The organism is Microbulbifer weihaiensis, assembly GCF_048323715.1.
GTDB lineage: Bacteria > Pseudomonadota > Gammaproteobacteria > Pseudomonadales > Cellvibrionaceae > Microbulbifer.
This window is the reverse complement of record NZ_JBLWFL010000004.1, coordinates 297,555-314,565: the sequence shown is the minus strand read 5'-3', so window position 1 is coordinate 314,565 and position 17,011 is coordinate 297,555. Positions and strand designations below refer to the sequence as shown.

14 protein-coding genes are annotated in these 17,011 nt (G+C 59.5%); 12 read left to right on the top strand and 2 right to left on the bottom strand.

Annotated elements, in window-relative coordinates; translation table 11 throughout:
* The first annotated feature begins 66 nt into the window (after positions 1-66).
* Positions 67-777 carry an FKBP-type peptidyl-prolyl cis-trans isomerase N-terminal domain-containing protein gene (locus ACNKU7_RS06010; RefSeq protein WP_418296062.1) on the top strand — a complete coding sequence of 237 codons (711 nt, stop codon included), beginning with the start codon at positions 67-69 and terminating at the stop codon, positions 775-777.
* 118 nt (positions 778-895) lie between these two features.
* On the opposite strand, the gene ACNKU7_RS06005 is transcribed toward ACNKU7_RS06010, so the two are convergent.
* Together ACNKU7_RS06005 and ACNKU7_RS06000 are read right to left on the bottom strand one after the other, a co-directional pair.
* Positions 896-1,573, bottom strand: a complete 678-nt coding sequence (locus ACNKU7_RS06005) for a TIGR04219 family outer membrane beta-barrel protein (RefSeq protein WP_418296061.1) — start codon at positions 1,571-1,573, stop codon at positions 896-898.
* Positions 1,574-1,695: 122 nt separating this feature from the next.
* Positions 1,696-2,574: a LysR family transcriptional regulator gene (locus ACNKU7_RS06000; RefSeq protein WP_418296060.1), complete on the bottom strand. Its 879-nt coding sequence runs from the start codon at positions 2,572-2,574 to the stop codon at positions 1,696-1,698.
* Between the two features lie 166 nt (positions 2,575-2,740).
* On the opposite strand from ACNKU7_RS06000, the gene leuC reads away from it, so the two are divergent.
* From leuC to accD, 11 genes are all read left to right on the top strand, one after another.
* Entirely contained in the window at positions 2,741-4,189 is a 1,449-nt protein-coding gene (gene leuC / locus ACNKU7_RS05995) for a 3-isopropylmalate dehydratase large subunit (protein WP_418296059.1), read from the top strand.
* Complete coding sequence (gene leuD, locus ACNKU7_RS05990; protein WP_418296058.1) at positions 4,189-4,836, top strand: 3-isopropylmalate dehydratase small subunit; 648 nt, start codon at positions 4,189-4,191, stop codon at positions 4,834-4,836. The genes leuC and leuD overlap by 1 nt, the downstream gene beginning before the upstream one ends.
* 405 nt (positions 4,837-5,241) lie before the next feature.
* Positions 5,242-6,315, top strand: a complete 1,074-nt coding sequence (gene leuB / locus ACNKU7_RS05985) for a 3-isopropylmalate dehydrogenase (protein WP_418296057.1) — start codon at positions 5,242-5,244, stop codon at positions 6,313-6,315.
* Positions 6,316-6,413: 98 nt separating this feature from the next.
* The gene (gene asd / locus ACNKU7_RS05980; protein ID WP_418296056.1) at positions 6,414-7,529 is read left to right on the top strand and encodes an aspartate-semialdehyde dehydrogenase; all 1,116 of its coding nucleotides are present in this window, start codon (positions 6,414-6,416) and stop codon (positions 7,527-7,529) included.
* A 157-nt stretch (positions 7,530-7,686) separates the two neighbouring features.
* Positions 7,687-8,682: an Asd/ArgC dimerization domain-containing protein gene (locus ACNKU7_RS05975; protein ID WP_418296055.1), complete on the top strand. Its 996-nt coding sequence runs from the start codon at positions 7,687-7,689 to the stop codon at positions 8,680-8,682.
* Between the two features lie 265 nt (positions 8,683-8,947).
* Positions 8,948-12,001 (top strand): FimV/HubP family polar landmark protein, encoded by a 3,054-nt coding sequence (locus ACNKU7_RS05970; RefSeq protein WP_418296054.1) that lies wholly within the window; start codon positions 8,948-8,950, stop codon positions 11,999-12,001.
* A gap of 126 nt (positions 12,002-12,127) precedes the next feature.
* Positions 12,128-13,009 (top strand): tRNA pseudouridine(38-40) synthase TruA, encoded by an 882-nt coding sequence (gene truA, locus ACNKU7_RS05965; protein ID WP_418296053.1) that lies wholly within the window; start codon positions 12,128-12,130, stop codon positions 13,007-13,009.
* Between the two features lie 164 nt (positions 13,010-13,173).
* Positions 13,174-13,830 (top strand): phosphoribosylanthranilate isomerase, encoded by a 657-nt coding sequence (locus ACNKU7_RS05960; RefSeq protein WP_418296052.1) that lies wholly within the window; start codon positions 13,174-13,176, stop codon positions 13,828-13,830.
* A complete protein-coding gene (trpB, locus tag ACNKU7_RS05955; RefSeq protein ID WP_418296051.1) occupies positions 13,827-15,047 on the top strand; it encodes a tryptophan synthase subunit beta in 1,221 nt (406 codons plus the stop codon). Before ACNKU7_RS05960 ends, trpB begins: the two co-directional genes overlap by 4 nt.
* A gap of 10 nt (positions 15,048-15,057) precedes the next feature.
* Positions 15,058-15,879: a tryptophan synthase subunit alpha gene (gene trpA / locus ACNKU7_RS05950; RefSeq protein ID WP_418296050.1), complete on the top strand. Its 822-nt coding sequence runs from the start codon at positions 15,058-15,060 to the stop codon at positions 15,877-15,879.
* A gap of 202 nt (positions 15,880-16,081) precedes the next feature.
* A complete protein-coding gene (accD, locus tag ACNKU7_RS05945; protein WP_418296049.1) occupies positions 16,082-16,936 on the top strand; it encodes an acetyl-CoA carboxylase, carboxyltransferase subunit beta in 855 nt (284 codons plus the stop codon).
* The last annotated feature ends 75 nt before the right edge of the window (positions 16,937-17,011 follow it).

The window sequence follows — 17,011 nt, the reverse complement described above, 5'->3', positions numbered from 1 at the left end:
GGGTTGAATAAACCATATCAATCGTTTTATGCAAGTCCGCGATGAGGCGGGTAGGAGATATCAGTAATGAACATGACAAGGACGTCAGTATTGCTCGCCGCGATTAGCGCGGTTTTTCTTGGGCAGTCGATTGCGTGGGCCGGTGGGATCGAAGACCCGGAAGAGCGGCGCAGCTATGCGCTGGGGGTGGCCTTGGGTAAAAAGCTGCGCAGTGAATCGATTGAGGTCGATGTGGAGAGCTACACGCGCGGGCTCGAAGATGCGCTGTCGGGCGGCGATCTCCAATTGACGGACAGCGAGCAACAGGCTGCGATGCAGGCGTTTCAGCGTGAGCTGCGGCTCAAGCAGGCTGCGTATCGGGCGGAACAGTTTGAGAAGGCCAAGGCTTTGGCGAAGTACGACCCCAATGCCGCTTTGATCGATATTGAAGTCCTGTTTAAGCTGGATGAACGCTTGACCCGCGGTGTCTATATGGGGGACCGCTGGGTTTCTCCCGAGAAATTTACCGGCACCAGGCAGGCGGGCGCTGAATATACCCTTGACCTGCGCGCGCAAGGCCTGGGCGACAACAAACGCAAAATACTGATCAAGCCTGAGTGGACCGCGTCCGATCCCGAGATGGTGCAGGTGACCCCGGCAGAGAATGGCCAGGTTAGGATTTCCATTGCCCATGAAGGAGAAAGCCATCTGACAGTGGCCGCCAATGGTGTTTCCAAGCGGCTGCATATCAAGGCGACGGGGGATGGTGAAACGATGCTGGTCGAAGTCACCCAGTAGGGGCGCAGTCGGTAAGTAGTACCGATCGGAGTGTGCTTGTGGGCTCGCTATGGTTCACAAACAAAAAAGGCGGAACGCGTTAGCGCTCCGCCTTATTTATTGGCCTCTAGCAATCTGATTACAGGTGCAGGCTCAGACCCAGGTAGGGGCCCTTGATTTCCAGGTCTGGTTGCAGATCGTCCAGTTCCTGCACGTCCAGGCTCATCACGCGGTAGCCGGCCTCGATGGCAAAGTCGGCGGCAGGTACGAAGTCCCAGCGTACTTTGGCGGTGAGGTCGGTGTGGCTGTCACCCTTGTAGCCGGTGCCATTGCCCTGGGCGATGATGGACCAGCCGGTGAAAGGCAGATCGAATCGAGCCATGCCGTAAACCATGGGCAGTACGCCGGAGAATTCCACCGCTTCGGAGGTGTTCAGGATCTCCAGACCCAGGGAGCCGTCGTACTGGCGCGCAGTCAGGCCGATGTCCAGGTTTACCCAGTTATCCAGGATTTCGTAGTAGAGCGTCGCATCGGTATGCGTCAGATCCAGGGTGCTGCCGCTGGTGAGACCAGTGTCCGACTCGATGGCGCTGTGGGCGAGCATGATATTCGGGATCAGGGGGATCGGGTGTTCGAGGGCGGCCTGAAGAAAGGTGTGGTTGTTTTCTTCAAAGTTGTCGGTATCAATGACGTTATTCAGCTCGCCGCTGTATGACGGTTTCCAAACACCAGCGGTCGCATCGAAGCCGAGGATGGTGTCAGCGCTGGCGCTGACAGAAGCCAGGGCGGCGCAGATCGCGAGGGTAATTTTTTTCATTAGAGGTTCTCCCGTTGAATTCTGCGGCGAAGTGTACAGCTTTTTGACATCGTTTCGCCTATCCGTTGGCGATTTTGGGAACTCTTTATCTTGCCTGGCTACATTTTCCTCACTTTGAATCCCTAAAGCCCGTGCGCCTCCCTGATCAGCAGCTGTTGCAGGGCATTGGCGGCGTTGCTCAGGGTGCGGTTGCGGTGATAAATGATGCCGAGATTGCGCACAATGCTGAGTTGCGGCATGGGTAGCTCGGCCAATGTTTCATCCACCAGGGTCTTGGGCAGTACGCTCCAGCCGAGACCGACACCGGCCATCATCTTGATGGTTTCGAGGAAGTTGGTGGCGAGCTTTGCAGTCAGCTTCAGGCCGTGCGCATCAAACTCCCGCTTGATCAGCCGCCCGGTGTAGGTGTTCAGATCCGGAAGGATCGCGGGGTATCGGGCCAGGGCTGGCAGGTCCAGCTCCGGCATCTGTGCCAGCGGGTGATCCGGCGCGGCGACCACCACACAGGGGTCGGGCCAGATGATCTGGGCATTGAGACTGGGGTAATCCTTGAGCGCGAGCGTGACCACGGCAAGTTCGTATTCCCCGGCCATGAGCGCCTCATAGGCCTGCTCGGAGTCGACAAAATCGATATCGAGCGCCACGTCGGGGTAGCGGTTGCTGAATTCGCGCAGCACCGGTGGCAGATGGTGCAGACCGACGTGGTGGCTGGTGGCGATGCGCAGGCTGCCGCCGATGGTATCTCCGAGGCTTCGCAATTCGCGCTCGGCATCGCTGACTTCATTGAGGATGTGGCGGGCGCGGGGCAGCAGGGCCTTGCCGGCATTGGTGAGCTGCAGGCGCCGGCCGATGCGATCAAACAGCGGGGTGCCCAGTTGCTGTTCGAGGGAGGCGAGGCGCTTGCTCACCGCTGGCTGGGTCAGGTGCAGCTGTTCCGCCGCTTCCGATACCGAGCCCTGTTCCGATATGGCGAGAAAGGCCTTTAGCCACTGGATTTCCATGGTGTGATCGTGCCTCGATGGACGGGCTCTGGGGCCCAGGGTCGTTATCTGGAGGCTTGGGAACTTCGTATTCCAAAACCTAATGCGCCATATAATAAATATAAATTGATGTTATTCAATGCCCCCCCTAGACTCCGGCATGTTATCCATAGAGGAGATGGGGCAAATGGGCCAGCAAGATAATAAAAAGCAAACGCTTTACGACAAGCTCTGGGAAGATCATTTGGTCAAGAGCCGCGAAGACGGCACCGCACTGATTTACATTGATCGCCACCTTATTCACGAAGTCACTTCGCCCCAGGCCTTTGAAGGCCTGCGCCTGGCTGGCCGCAAGCCGTGGCGTACCGATTCAGTGGTAGCCACACCGGATCACAATGTGCCGTCCGACGCTGCGGAGCGCGCGGGTGGTATTGCAGGTATCCAGGACGAGGTTTCCCGTATCCAGGTGCAGACCCTGGATGAGAACTGCAAGGATTTCGGCATCGTCGAGTTCGGTATCAACGATCCGGGCCAGGGCATTGTGCATGTGATCGGTCCGGAAACCGGTGTCACGCTGCCGGGCATGACCGTGGTGTGCGGTGACTCCCATACCTCTACCCACGGCGCCCTGGGTGCACTGGCTCACGGTATCGGCACCTCCGAGGTGGAGCACGTCATGGCCACCCAGTGCCTGATCCAGAAAAAAATGAAGAACATGCTGGTGCGCGTGGACGGTAAGCTCGGTGCGGGCGTGACCGCGAAAGACGTGGTGTTGGCGATCATCGGCAAGATCGGCACGGCCGGCGGTACCGGCTACGCGATCGAGTTCGGTGGCGAGGTGATTCGCAACCTGTCGATGGAAGGCCGCATGACCGTGTGCAACATGGCGATTGAAGCCGGTGCCCGTGCGGGCATGGTTGCGGTTGACCAGGTCACACTGGACTACGTGAAAGGCAAGCCCTACGCACCGAAAGGCGATCAGTGGGAAATGGCGGTCGCAAACTGGAGCCGCCTGCACTCTGACGACGGTGCGCATTTCGACGCAATCGTTGAGCTGCGTGGTGAAGAAATCGAGCCGCAGGTGAGCTGGGGCACGTCCCCGGAAATGGTTGCGCCGATTAGCGCACTGGTGCCGGATCCGGCCGCAGAAAGCGACGCGACCCGCAAAGCGGGTATCGAGCGGGCGCTGGAGTATATGGGCCTGGAAGCGGGCCAGAAGATCACCGACATCCAACTCGATCGCGTGTTTATTGGCTCCTGCACCAACTCCCGCATTGAAGACCTGCGCGCAGCGGCGGCAGTGGCCAAGGGGCGCAAAAAAGCCGCAAGCGTCAAGCAGGTGCTGATCGTGCCCGGCTCTCAGTCTGTCAAGGCGCAGGCAGAGAAGGAAGGGCTGGATAAGGTATTTATAGAAGCTGGGTTCGAATGGCGCGAACCGTCCTGCTCCATGTGCCTGGCGATGAACGCAGACAAGCTGGGCCCGGGCGAGCACTGCGCTTCCACGTCCAACCGGAATTTCGAGGGGCGTCAGGGCTACGGTGGGCGCACGCACCTGGTGAGCCCGAGTATGGCGGCCGCTGCGGCGATTGCCGGTCACTTTGTTGATGTGCGTGAAATGCAGAAGGAGGCGGTTTGATGAAAGCTTTTACTCAGCATAAAGGCGTGGCCGCTCCCATGGATCGCGCCAATGTGGATACGGATCTGATTATCCCGAAGCAGTTTTTGAAGTCGATCAAGCGTAGCGGTTTTGGTCCGAATCTGTTTGACGAGCTTCGTTATCTTGACGAGGGGCAGCCGGGCCAGGATTGCAGTAACCGTCCGATCAATCCAGAGTTTCCACTGAACCATCCGCGTTATCAGGGGGCTTCGGTTCTGTTGGCTCGCAAGAACTTTGGTTGCGGTTCGAGCCGTGAGCACGCGCCCTGGGCCCTGGATGACTACGGCTTCCGCGCGGTGATTGCGCCGAGCTTCGCCGACATTTTCTTCAACAACTGCTTCAAGAATGGTCTGTTGCCGATTGTGCTGGAAGAAGAAGTTGTCGAGCAGCTGTTCCAGGAAATGTATGCCGAGGAAGGGTACGAGCTGACCATTGATCTCGAAGAGCAGGTGGTTGTGAAGCCCAATGGCGAAACCATCGCGTTTGAGGTTGATGAATTCCGCAAGTACTGCCTGTTGAATGGTTTCGATGATATCGGCCTGACGCTGGAAGATGCGGACGATATTCGCGCGTATGAAGCGAAGCGTCGCGACGAGGCGCCTTGGTTGTTCGACGCCGTGAAATAATCATTTTTAGGCACGTAGTGAGCTGGCTTTTGGGACCTGTAGATGGTTTTGTGGCGGCTCCGCTGAGAAGGAACCTTTGCCAGACACGCCGTGAATCCATCCATGGGGGCTCTTCTAAAACATCCCTGTTTTAGAAGGTCTGGCAAAGGTTCCTTCTCATCGAAGCCTTCGCTTTCAAGTAAGGAACTTCGATTCGCGCTGCCTTGGTTGTGCACTGAAATGAAAAGCGAAGGCTTCGGTACCGGGAAGCGTTCGCGAGACCGTACGCGGCCAGGACGGCCGCGTCCGAGCCCCCATGGATGGGCTTGCGGCGTGTCTCGCGGGTGCTTCCCGGTAGCGGAGCCGCCACAGGACTCCGTTATTAGGTACCACGGACTTCGCGTGGCAGAAAGAAGGAATGAAAAAATGAGCAAGAAAATCATGATCCTCCCGGGCGACGGTATTGGCCCGGAGATTGTCGAGCAAGCAGTAGCAGTACTGAAAGTTGTCGATGAAAAATTCAACCTGAAACTGGAATTCACCGATGGCCTGATCGGTGGTGCATCCATCGATGCACATGGCGAGCCGCTCACCGATGCTGAGCTGGAAAAAGCCGGCCAGTGCGATGCGGTGTTGCTGGGCGCCGTGGGTGGCCCGAAGTGGGATACCCTCGATCGCGCCATTCGCCCGGAAAAGGGCCTGCTGAAAATTCGCAGCAAGCTCGGCCTGTACGCCAACCTGCGCCCGGCCATTCTGTACCCGCAGCTGGCCGATGCTTCCTCGCTGAAGCCGGAAGTCGTATCCGGTCTCGATATCCTGATCGTGCGCGAGCTCACCGGCGGTATTTATTTTGGCGAGCCCCGCGGCATCCGCACACTGGAAAATGGCGAGAAGCAGGGCTACAACACCTACCTGTATAAAGAGTCGGAAATCGAGCGCATCGCCCGCACCGCCTTCGAAGCGGCGCAGAAGCGCGGCGGCAAGCTGTGCTCGGTGGACAAGGCCAACGTGCTTGAAGTGACCGTATTGTGGCGTGAAGTGCTGGATCGTCTGGCGCCGGAATATCCGGATGTCGAACTTTCCCATATGTACGTCGACAACGCTGCCATGCAGCTGGTGCGCGCGCCCAAGCAGTTTGACGTGATGGTGACCGGCAATATGTTCGGTGACATCCTCTCTGACGCAGCCGCCATGCTGACCGGCTCCATCGGCATGCTGCCGTCCGCCTCACTGAATGAATCCGGTTTTGGCCTGTACGAGCCCTGTCACGGCAGTGCACCGGATATCGCGGGGCAGGGAATTGCCAACCCGCTCGCTACAATTCTGTCTGCCGCCATGATGCTGCGTTACTCCCTCGACATGGGCGAGGCTGCAGATGCCATCGAGGCGGCCGTAAGTAAGGTTCTCGATCAAGGACTGCGTACCGCAGACATTTATACAGAAGGATGTAAAAAGGTCTCTACCGCGGAAATGGGCGCAGCAGTGGTGGCCGCTTTCTAGTTGCACAGCCCACCACAAGCCCATCATCCCGGCGGCTTAACAGGGCGGCATCGCTCGCGCCGGGAATTTGAAATTCACAGGATTATCAAGGTAAAGAAATGAACAAGGTAGGATTCGTAGGCTGGCGCGGTATGGTCGGCTCAGTGCTCATGGGCCGTATGCTGGAAGAAAATGACTTCGCGCATATCGCGGAGCCGGTATTTTTCTCAACCTCCAATGCGGGCGGCGAAGCCCCGGAAATCGGCAAAGATGTTGCGCCGTTGAAAGATGCTTACGACCTGGATGCGCTGGCAGAGCTCGATGCGATCGTCAGCTGTCAGGGCGGTGACTACACCAAGGAAGTGTTCGGCAAGTTGCGCGAAAAAGGCTGGGACGGCTACTGGATCGATGCGGCATCCAGTCTGCGCATGAACGACGACGCAATCATCGTGCTGGATCCTGTGAACCGCGATGTCATCGATCGCGGTATTGAATCCGGTGTAAAAAATTACATTGGTGGCAACTGCACCGTAAGCCTGATGTTGATGGGCCTTGGCGGCCTGTTCAAGGCAGGCCTGGTAGAGTGGGTTACCGCTATGACCTATCAGGCAGCCAGTGGCGCCGGTGCCAAAAACATGCGTGAGTTGATTGCGCAGATGGGCAGTATCCGCGATGGCGTTGCTGCTGAGCTGGCCGACCCGGCGAGCGCGATTCTCGAGATCGATCGCAAGGTGGCCGAGAACATGCGCAGCAGCGACTTCCCGACTGCGGAATTCGGCGCTCCGCTCGCCGGTAGCCTGCTGCCCTGGATCGACACCCAGCTGGAAACCGGGCAGAGCCGTGAAGAATGGAAAGCCCAGGTCGAGGCAAACAAGATTCTCGGCACCAGCGCCACCGTTCCGGTAGATGGTACCTGCGTGCGTATCGGGGCAATGCGCTGCCACAGTCAGGCATTTACCGTGAAACTGAAAAAAGATCTGCCGCTGGCTGAAATCGAGCAGCTGATTGGCTCGGCCAATGACTGGGTGAAGGTAGTGCCCAATGATCGAGCGGTTACCCTGCAAGAGCTGACCCCCACCGCGGTGACCGGCAAGCTGGATATCCCGGTGGGCCGCCTGCGCAAGCTGAGCATGGGGGGCGAATACCTCAATGCCTTCACCGTAGGCGACCAGCTGCTGTGGGGTGCCGCGGAGCCGCTGCGCCGCGTGCTGCTGATCTTGCTGGGCAAGCTGTAACACCCGGAACCGCCGTTTTTGTTGTCCTTTCCGCCGCCCCTTCCCGGGGCGGCTTCCCCCCGCCTCTCCCGCGAGTATAATCCCCCGCGTTTTTAGCTTGCTGCTTAAATGGCCGATGTGGCCGCCAAGCACTCAAAATTGGTCGTGAGTACAGAATATGACAGAGCCCACTCGTGAGCTGGTGATTGTCGGCGTTAATAGCACGCCGTTTAATACCCTGCTGGAAATCCTCGAAGAGCGCAAAACCATCGGCGCCGAGCAGCTCAAATTACTGGCGGAAAATGAGGCCGATGCGGATCCGCAAGTCTTTGCCAACCGCTCGATCCCGGTGCAGCCAGTCAAGGATTTTGCCTTCACTTCCGGTCAGGTGGTGCTTTTGCTGAGCAGTGGCGATGCCGCCACAGAAGCCATGGCCCAGGCTGAAAGCGCTGGTGCCTGGGTGGTGGACGCAGCGGGCCTGTCCCGCGGAGACGACAGCGTGTCGTTGATCCACCCGCTATTGAACAGCGCAGAAGTGCAGCAGCTCGAGCGCCGGGTGCTGGCGGTTCCGGGGGCCGGGGCTGCCATGATTGCCGAAGCACTGTTCCCGCTCGCGGCCCAGCTGGCGTCTGTCGAGATCGTGCTGAACCAGCCGTTGTCGGCACTGGGCAAGCACGGCGTAGACGCAGCGGCGGCGCAGACCGCGCGCATGTTCAACGGCCAGGAGCCGGAAGTCGATGAAGTGACGGGGCAGCGCCTGGCGTTTAATCAGCTCAGCTCCGCGGAAACCCTGCTGGAAAGTGGGCACAATCTTTCTGAATTGGCGCTGGTGCACGAGTTGCGCCGCCTGCTGGGTGAAGAGGTTGCGCTTGATGCGACGGTGAATACCACTTCGGTGTTTCACGGGCAGCTGGCCAACCTTTCGGTAACCCTGAAGGACGCCGTGGACCTGGAGCAGGTGCGGGGACTGCTGTCGAACGGTGCGCGCCTCGAAATGCGTGAGCGCCCATCATCGCAGGATGCCGTGGGTTGTGAAAACACACTGCTTGGGCGCCTGCGCCGGGGGTTGATCAGTCCGTATCAGGTTAAATTTTGTGCGGTATCCGACAATCTCCGCAAAGACGTAGCAATTAACTGTGTACAGATTGTCCACTTGTTGCTAAAAACCCATTGATATTTAATACTTAGCGATCATTCTGAAGGTTCCTTCTTAACTTCGTATTTTTCGCAGGACGTTGAAATGTGCGATAGAGGGCAGGGCACTGGGATGATTTTGGGGGGCGATTACTCGCCGGAGAGTGGAGTCCGTTGCCTGCGCACGGGCTCTTTTGGGTAAGTTTTGTGCAGTTGTTGCTGCACACAACTGGTATCTGCAGAGTGCAAATTGCATGCTTTTTGTGCAGATAGCAGGGTGATTCTAACAATAAAGGGAATCGGATATGCGCGTGCAAAAGCTGGCACTTGCGGTTGGTCTGGTCAGCGCACTGAGTGGCAATGGGGCTCTGGCACTCGGTCTCGGTGAGATCAAGGTGAACTCTACGCTGAATCAGCCGCTCAACGCTGAAATCAAGCTGCTGCAAACTCGCGGCCTGGCAGATAGCGAGATCAAAGTGCGTCTCGCGAGTGCGGAAGATTTTGACCGCGCCGGAGTGGATCGCGCTTATCTTCTGACTGAGCTGCGCTTCGATGTGGACTACTCGGGAAGCCAACCGGTCATCCGTATTTCCAGTCGTGCCCCCATTCGTGAACCTTTCCTGAATTTCCTGGTTGAAACCCGCTGGCCGAGTGGCCGCCTGCTGCGGGAATACACCCTGCTGATGGACCTGCCGGCGTTCTCCACCAATACCGCGGCCCAGCCAGTGCGTGCGGCAGAGCGCGAGCGCCAGCAAGTGCGTCGCGATACGCCAGTACAGCAACCGCTGAAGCCGACCGTGCAGCGCACGCCGGAGCCGGTACAGGCGCCGGTCGAAGAGACCGCCCCGGCCCCTGCTGAGCCGACCCCGGCTCAGCCCGAGCCACAGGCTCAGGCACAGACGCAGTCGCCTGCGGAAATATTCAACGAACCAGAATTCGAGCCCGCTGCTGACACCGGCAGCCGGGTATATGGCCCGGTTGAGGCCAACAAGACCCTGTGGGAAATTGCCCGCGACAGTCGCGAAAGCCGCGAGGTGTCCGTCCAGCAGACCATGCTGGCGATTCAGCGTCTCAACCCGGAAGCATTCATCAATAACAATATCAACCTGTTGAAGAAAGGTGCGGTATTGCGCCTGCCTACAACAGAGGAAGTGCGCACGCTCAGCCGCACCGAAGCCGTTTCCGAAGTGGCGACCCAGAATGACGCCTGGCGCGAGCGTGTTGGCGACAGCGCACTCGGTGCGCCGCTGGACGGCCGCGCGGCAACTGAAACTGCTGCTGAATCCGAAACCGTTGAAGGCCGTGTTTCCCTGGCTGCACCGGGCGATAACGAGTCTGTGCTGTCGGGCAGCGGAAGCGGCGCAAGCGATAGCGATGCGCTGGAAGGCGAGCTGACGGTCACCGAGGAAGAACTGGATAAGTCCCAGCTGGAGAAAGCTGAGCTGCAGGAGCGTATTGGCGAGCTCAACGAGCAGATCGATACCATGGAACGCCTGGTCGACGTTTCCAATGAAGAGCTGCGTGCGGTACAGGATGCCGCGGCGCAAACCGACGAAATGTCCGATGCCGGTGTTCTGGACGAGTCGGGCGCATTGTCCGACGAGATGACCGCTGAAGAACTGGGGCTGGACGCTGAAGCAGAAGAGCTGGCGCCTGTCGGCGAAGCCGAAGAGGTTGATGCTGCGGCCGAAGCAGAGGTTGCAGCCCCGGCCGTAGAAGAACCGGAAGCCGACGCAGAGCGCAACCGTGTCGTGGTGCAGACCAAGTCCGAGCCCACACTGGTCGAGCGCCTGATGGACAATATCCAGCTGATCGGCATTGGCGCCGGTGCGTTGCTGGTGGGTATTTTCGGGTTTATCACCTGGCGTCGACGCAAGGAAGAAGAGGAGGCCATCCGCCAGGTTGAGGCGGAAATGGCTGCAGATCGCGCCGCAGCTGAAGCGGACGGCAGCGAGGACGAGCTGGATCATCTCTCCGCGGTTGAAGAGATGGAAGCGGATAGCAGCTTCGATCTGGATCAGCTGGGCGAAGTTGAAACCGGGGATCCGGTGGCCGAGGCGGAAATTCACCTTTCCCTGGGCCAGTACCCGGAAGCGGAGAGCAAGTTGCTGTCCGGACTGAATGTCGCACCGGGCAATATTGATGCGCGCCTGATGTTGCTGGAGGTTTACGCCCAGCAGCAAAACGCCGTGAATTTCGATGACCATTATCGCCAGCTGCTGAGCTACAGCGATGGCCCTGCGGCGGATCGCGCTGCGCGCCTGCGTGAAACCATCGCGGGTGCGGGCCCATTTGAGGCTCCGGAATTGGACTTCTCCAGTGAATCCCTGGAAGCTGCGCAGCTGGATGACCTCGGGGCGGATCTTGGAAACAGTCTGGACGATAGTTTCGAAGACAGCTTCGAAGACGGTTTCGATGTCGAGGCTTCCTTTGATGATCTCGAGGAATTTTCCAGCGCTGACCAGACAGTAGTGGCCGGTGATGTTGAGCTGGACGGTGATGATGACCTCGCTCTGCTGGACGACCTGAATCTGGAGTTGGGTTCCGATTTCGGTTCTGCTTCCGGTGACAGCGCCGCAGAAGCGGAGAGCGATGAGTTTTCCCTGGATCTGGAGCTCGGCGATGACCTGGAGTTGGATTCCGCACCTGCAGTGGCCGGTTCCGAAGGGCAAGCGCTGGATACCGATGACGGTGACGACTTCAACCTCGATGATTTGATGGCCGGTGGTGAACTCGACCTTGACGGGCTGGAGCTCGACAGTGAGTTCACTTCCGAGTCAGAGGCGTCAGCCACTGTTGCATCAGGCGAAGAAGAGCCTGGTGGTCTCGAGTTTGACCTCGATCTGTCGCCGATGGACGATTCGGAAGAGTTGAGCCTGGATTCCGGGCAGGGTGGCGTAGAGCAGTCAGCCGAATTGTCTCTCGAAGCGGATGACGATCTGGATAGCTTTGGCGGTGACTTTGATGGCCTGGACCTGGATTCCATTGACCTTGGCGACCTGGATCTCGGCACTGATCTGGAGGGCGACACGGATGTGGCGGTTGAGGCGGCACCAGCGCAAAGCGTTGCCGAGCAGCGCGCACCTGTAGAGTTGGCCTCAGCCCAGCCTGTCGGCCAGGCGGCGCAGCGGGATGACGAAGGTTTCGAGGATCTGAGTTTTGACCTGGAAGGCGACCTGGATTCTGAGTTGAACCTGCTTGAGGGTGGGGATGAAGTCAGCACCAAGCTCGAGCTGGCCCAGGCTTACCTCGATATGGGTGATAAAGACGGCGCCCGTGAAATCCTCGGCGAGGTCGTTGAGGAGGCTGCCGGTGAGCAGCAGCAGCGCGCGAAAGAGCTCCTGGAGCGCATGGCCTGATTTTCCAGTCGTTTACGACAACACTATTGACCCCGCACTTTTGCGGGGTCTTTTCTTTTTGGTTGGCCGTACTTCTAAGCTTGAATTCAGATCAGTAGTCAAAGGCCTGAAGAATCAGCGATAACGATGCATACACGCTACGAATATAAGCCCAACGGGGAAGTCCCCGCCGGTGAGGCGCTGCCCGAGGGCCTGCGTCGCATTGCCCTTGGGGTCGAGTATTGCGGCACCCGCTTGCGCGGGTTCCAGAAACAGAAACACGACCGTTTGACCGTGCAGGAAACCCTCGAGCAGGCGCTGTCCAAAGTCGCCGCAGAGCCGGTTACGCTGGTTTGTGCGGGGCGCACTGACGCCGGGGTTCACGCTACCGGGCAGGTAATCCATTTCGACACCCGGGCGATACGGCCGACAAAGGCGTGGGTTCAGGGGGTCAATACGCAGATGCCGTTTGATGTGCGGGTACACTGGGCCCGGGAAATGCCGGCCCAGTTTCACGCGCGCTTTTCGGCCATGCGCCGAACCTACCGCTACCTGATTCACAGTGCGCCCACGCGCTCAGCGCAGGCGTCGGCCGAAGTGACCTGGACCGAGCGCAGCCTGGATCTAGGTGCGATGCGCGCTGGTGCTGCGCATTTGGTTGGCGAGCACGACTTCAGCAGTTTTCGCGCTGCCCAGTGCCAGGCCAAATCGCCAGTGCGCAGGCTGATACAGCTGGATATTGGCCGGGTTGGCCAGCTGATCGTTCTCGAGGTGAGTGCCACCGCGTTCCTGCATCACATGGTGCGCAATATCGCCGGGGTATTGATGGCGGTGGGGCGGGGTGACCAGTCGCCGGACTGGGTGCGAGCCGTGCTGGAGGCAAGGGATCGCGGTGCCGCCAGTGTCACGGCGCCGCCCCACGGTCTGTACCTGGTGGATGTGGAGTACCCGGGGGAGTTTACGCTGCCCGCCAGTGAGCCAGGTCCCTTGCTGGTGCCCCTGCCGCTGGGTGGCCTGCCGCAGCCTTGAGGGTTAAATTCTGTGGTCGCGCAGCGAGAGGCTGACTCCTGCGTTTCGCCAGCCCCGGCGATCTGCTAGTATCCCGTGCTCCCTGATCATGTCTGCTGTCGGGCCGTAAAAGCAAAGGCATTTGTGACTGATGCCGGTCTGGCAGTCTCTGCGGTTGACGGACTATGCGCGTAAAAATCTGCGGAATCACTTCTATCGAAGATGCCCTGCTAGCGGTTGATGCCGGTGCGGATGCGCTCGGCCTGGTGTTCTATCCGCCGAGTCCCCGCAACGTGGCGGTAGAGCAGGCGGCTGAGATTGCCCGAGCGGTGTCTCCCTTCGTGGTGCTTACCGGACTGTTTGTGGATGCACATCCCCAGCAGGTGGAGCAGGTGCTTGCTCAGGTGCCGCTCAACCTGCTGCAGTTTCATGGCGACGAGGCAGCGCCTTACTGCCGCCAATTTCACCGCCCTTATATCAAAGCCATCCGCATGAGGCCCGAGCTGAATCCGGTGGAAGCCATGGCGGCCTACCCGGACGCCCGCGGAGTCCTGCTGGATGCCTACCGCAAAGGGGTACCCGGGGGCACGGGCGATACCTTTGACTGGCAGCGGGTTCCCCAGGCGGGAGCCCGCAATAACCGGCATATCATACTCGCCGGGGGGTTGACCCCGGACAATGTGGCAGAGGCAGTCCTCGCAGCGCGGCCGCAGGCCGTGGATGTCAGTGGTGGCGTGGAGTCCGCACCGGGGTGCAAGGATCCACAAAAGGTTCGCGCGTTTATTCGCGCCGCGCGCTCTGCCGTTGCCGCACAGAATTTACACAAGGAGTTTGAGCAGTGAGTAAACCCAATTCGCCCATCGACTATGGCGCTTACCCTGATGCCCGCGGGCATTTTGGCGAGTTCGGCGGACGCTTCGTGTCCGAGACGCTGATCAGTGCCCTGGACGAACTGCAGGAAATGTATCAGCGCCTGAAAGATGATCCGCAGTTCCAAGCGGATTTCGATAACGACCTGGCCCATTACGTCGGTCGACCGTCGCCCCTGTATCTGGCGGAGCGCCTGACCAAGGCGGCCGGCGGTGCGCGTATCTGGCTCAAGCGGGAAGATCTGAATCACACCGGGGCACACAAGGTGAATAACACCGTAGGGCAGGCGCTGCTGGCCAAGCACAGTGGCAAGTCCCGGGTGATCGCCGAGACCGGTGCCGGGCAGCACGGTGTCGCCACGGCGACTGTGGCGGCGCGCCTCGGCCTCAAATGCGTGGTGTACATGGGTGCGGAGGACGTCAAGCGCCAGTCCCCCAATGTCTACCGCATGAAACTGCTGGGCGCAGAAGTTGTGCCGGTGCAGTCGGGTTCCAAGACCCTGAAAGACGCCATGAATGAAGCCATGCGCGATTGGGTTACCAACGTGGACGATACCTTTTACATCATCGGTACCGTTGCCGGCCCGCATCCATACCCGCAGCTGGTGCGGGATTTCAACTCTGTTATCGGGCGGGAAGCGCGACGCCAGAGCCTGGAGCAGTTCGGCCAGTTGCCGGACGCTCTGGTGGCCTGCGTGGGTGGCGGTTCCAACGCCATTGGCCTGTTTCACCCGTTCCTGGCGGATGAGTCTGTGAAAATGTACGGGGTCGAGGCGGGCGGTGAAGGCATTGAAACCGGTCATCACGCGGCACCGTTGAATAAGGGTGTGCCTGGCGTCCTGCATGGCAACCGCACCTACCTGATGGAAGATGAAGACGGCCAGATCATCGAGACGCACTCTGTGTCTGCCGGTCTCGATTACCCCGGGGTTGGCCCGGAACACGCGTGGTTGAAAGATATCGGACGCGTGGAGTATGTCGCCGCCAACGACGACGAAGCGCTTGCCGCATTCCGCCAGCTCACCCGTACCGAGGGCATCCTTCCCGCGCTGGAGTCCAGCCATGCGGTGGCCTACGCCCTGAAGCTGGCTGCGACCATGTCGCCGGAGCAGAACATTGTGGTCAACCTGTCCGGTCGTGGTGACAAGGACATTTTCACCGTGGCCGCCATCGACGGTATCGAAGTCTAGGAGTGACGCCGTGATTCAGGAAAATAAACAGGAAAACCGAATCGACCGCCGCTTTGCCCAGCTGCGCAGCGAAGGTCGCAAGGCGCTGGTCACCTACATCGTGGCGGGTGATGGCGGGCTCGATAATACCGTTGGGCTGATGCACCAGCTGGTGGCGAGCGGTGCCGACCTGATCGAGTTGGGCGTGCCATTCTCTGACCCGATGGCGGAAGGTCCAGTGATTCAGAAGGGCCACGAGCGGGCCCTGGAAAACAAGGCTTCGTTGCGCAAGTGCCTGGCGCTGGTGAAGGAGTTTCGCAGTCGCGATGCCGATACCCCGGTGATTCTCATGGGGTATGCCAACCCGATCGTGAGGATGGGGATGGAGGCTTTTGCCGATGGGCTTCAGGACGCCGGCGCCGACGGCGCGCTTACCGTGGACCTGCCCGCAGAAGAGGCGGGCCCGCTGAACGAGCTGTTGCGGCTGCGCAACCTGCGCAACATCTTCCTGCTGACGCCGACCACGAGCGATGCGCGCATTGAGCAGATCACCCGTCTGGCCAGTGGCTTTGTCTACTATGTGTCGCTGAAGGGCGTGACCGGGGCTGGTCACCTGGACCTGGATTCGGTGCGGGAAAACCTGGCGCGCATTCGCCGCCATACCGACTTGCCGCTGTGCGTGGGTTTCGGGATCAAGGATGGGGCTTCCGCGAAAGCGGTCAGTGCCGAGGGCGACGGCGCGGTTGTGGGCAGCGTGCTCGTGGCTGCGATCGGCGAGTCCGCTGACGGCGCCGCGGCCAAGGATCGCATTGGTACCATGGTTGCCGAAATGCGTGCGGCGCTCGATCGCTGAGCGTCGCGGTTCGGTGAGTGGGCCTGTGGCCAGAAAGCCCCAAATTGCGGCTTAACTGGCCAGCAGCGAAACCTGTTAAAGTGGTTTAATTCGCGGTTTAAGAATTATTGGTCACTTACTATGTGTCTGGCCGCAGGGTGAACGAATATTTGGATTCGTTCACCGGGCATAAGACGGCCAAGCATTGGATATTGGAAACAGAATGAGCTGGTTAGAAAAGATTGTTCCTGCGGTGATTCGCACCGAGCGCCGCACTGGCGCGAGCAAGGTTCCTGAAGGTGTCTGGAAAAAGTGTGTCAAATGTGACGCAACTCTTTACCGCCCCGAACTCGAGCGGAACCTGGATGTGTGTCCGAAGTGCGACCACCATTTCCGTATCGGCGCGCGCAAGCGCCTGGATATGTTCCTCGACCCGGATCACCGGGAAGAGCTGGCGACGGATGTTGAGCCAGTTGACCGTCTCAAGTTCAAAGACGTCAAGAAGTACAAGGATCGTCTGACCCAGGCGCAGAAGGCGACCGGCGAAAAAGACGCCCTGATCGCCATGCAGGGCCTGCTGGAAGGCAAGCCCGTGGTGGCGGTGGCCTTTGAATTCGCTTTCCACGGCGGTTCCATGGGCTATGTGGTGGGGGAGAAATTTACCCGTGCTGCCCAGCGTGCGCTGGATGAAAACATTCCCCTGGTCTGCTTCTCCGCAACCGGCGGTGCGCGGATGCAGGAGGCCCTGATCTCCCTGATGCAGATGGCAAAAACTTCGGCGGTGCTGGAGAAAATGCGGATGGCTGGCGTGCCCTACATTTCCATCATGACCGACCCGGTCTACGGTGGGGTGTCTGCGTCACTGGCGCTGCTCGGCGATATCAACGCCGCCGAGCCCGGTGCTCGCGCCGGTTTTGCCGGTCCGAACATTATCGAGCAGACCATTCGCCAGAAGCTGCCAAAGGGCTTCCAGCGTGCGGAGTTCCTGCTGGATCACGGCGCCATCGACATGATCATTCCGCGCCACGACATGCGCAATACCGTGAGTCGCCTGCTGGGTAAGCTCACCAACAACTGATGTTCTGCGATGCCCCGCGTTGCGCGGGGCTCGTTCCCGCCCCGTTTCACGACTAAAATCCCTTCTCTTTTCACT

What these genes read in the sequence shown, in the direction of transcription:
- ACNKU7_RS06010 (WP_418296062.1), top strand. Translation starts at nt 67, where the DNA reads ATGAACATGACAAGGACGTCAGTATTGCTCGCCGCGATTAGCGCGGTT.
- ACNKU7_RS06005 (WP_418296061.1), bottom strand. Translation starts at nt 1,573, where the DNA reads ATGAAAAAAATTACCCTCGCGATCTGCGCCGCCCTGGCTTCTGTCAGC.
- ACNKU7_RS06000 (WP_418296060.1), bottom strand. Translation starts at nt 2,574, where the DNA reads ATGGAAATCCAGTGGCTAAAGGCCTTTCTCGCCATATCGGAACAGGGC.
- leuC (WP_418296059.1), top strand. Translation starts at nt 2,741, where the DNA reads ATGGGCCAGCAAGATAATAAAAAGCAAACGCTTTACGACAAGCTCTGG.
- leuD (WP_418296058.1), top strand. Translation starts at nt 4,189, where the DNA reads ATGAAAGCTTTTACTCAGCATAAAGGCGTGGCCGCTCCCATGGATCGC.
- leuB (WP_418296057.1), top strand. Translation starts at nt 5,242, where the DNA reads ATGAGCAAGAAAATCATGATCCTCCCGGGCGACGGTATTGGCCCGGAG.
- asd (WP_418296056.1), top strand. Translation starts at nt 6,414, where the DNA reads ATGAACAAGGTAGGATTCGTAGGCTGGCGCGGTATGGTCGGCTCAGTG.
- ACNKU7_RS05975 (WP_418296055.1), top strand. Translation starts at nt 7,687, where the DNA reads ATGACAGAGCCCACTCGTGAGCTGGTGATTGTCGGCGTTAATAGCACG.
- ACNKU7_RS05970 (WP_418296054.1), top strand. Translation starts at nt 8,948, where the DNA reads ATGCGCGTGCAAAAGCTGGCACTTGCGGTTGGTCTGGTCAGCGCACTG.
- truA (WP_418296053.1), top strand. Translation starts at nt 12,128, where the DNA reads ATGCATACACGCTACGAATATAAGCCCAACGGGGAAGTCCCCGCCGGT.
- ACNKU7_RS05960 (WP_418296052.1), top strand. Translation starts at nt 13,174, where the DNA reads ATGCGCGTAAAAATCTGCGGAATCACTTCTATCGAAGATGCCCTGCTA.
- accD (WP_418296049.1), top strand. Translation starts at nt 16,082, where the DNA reads ATGAGCTGGTTAGAAAAGATTGTTCCTGCGGTGATTCGCACCGAGCGC.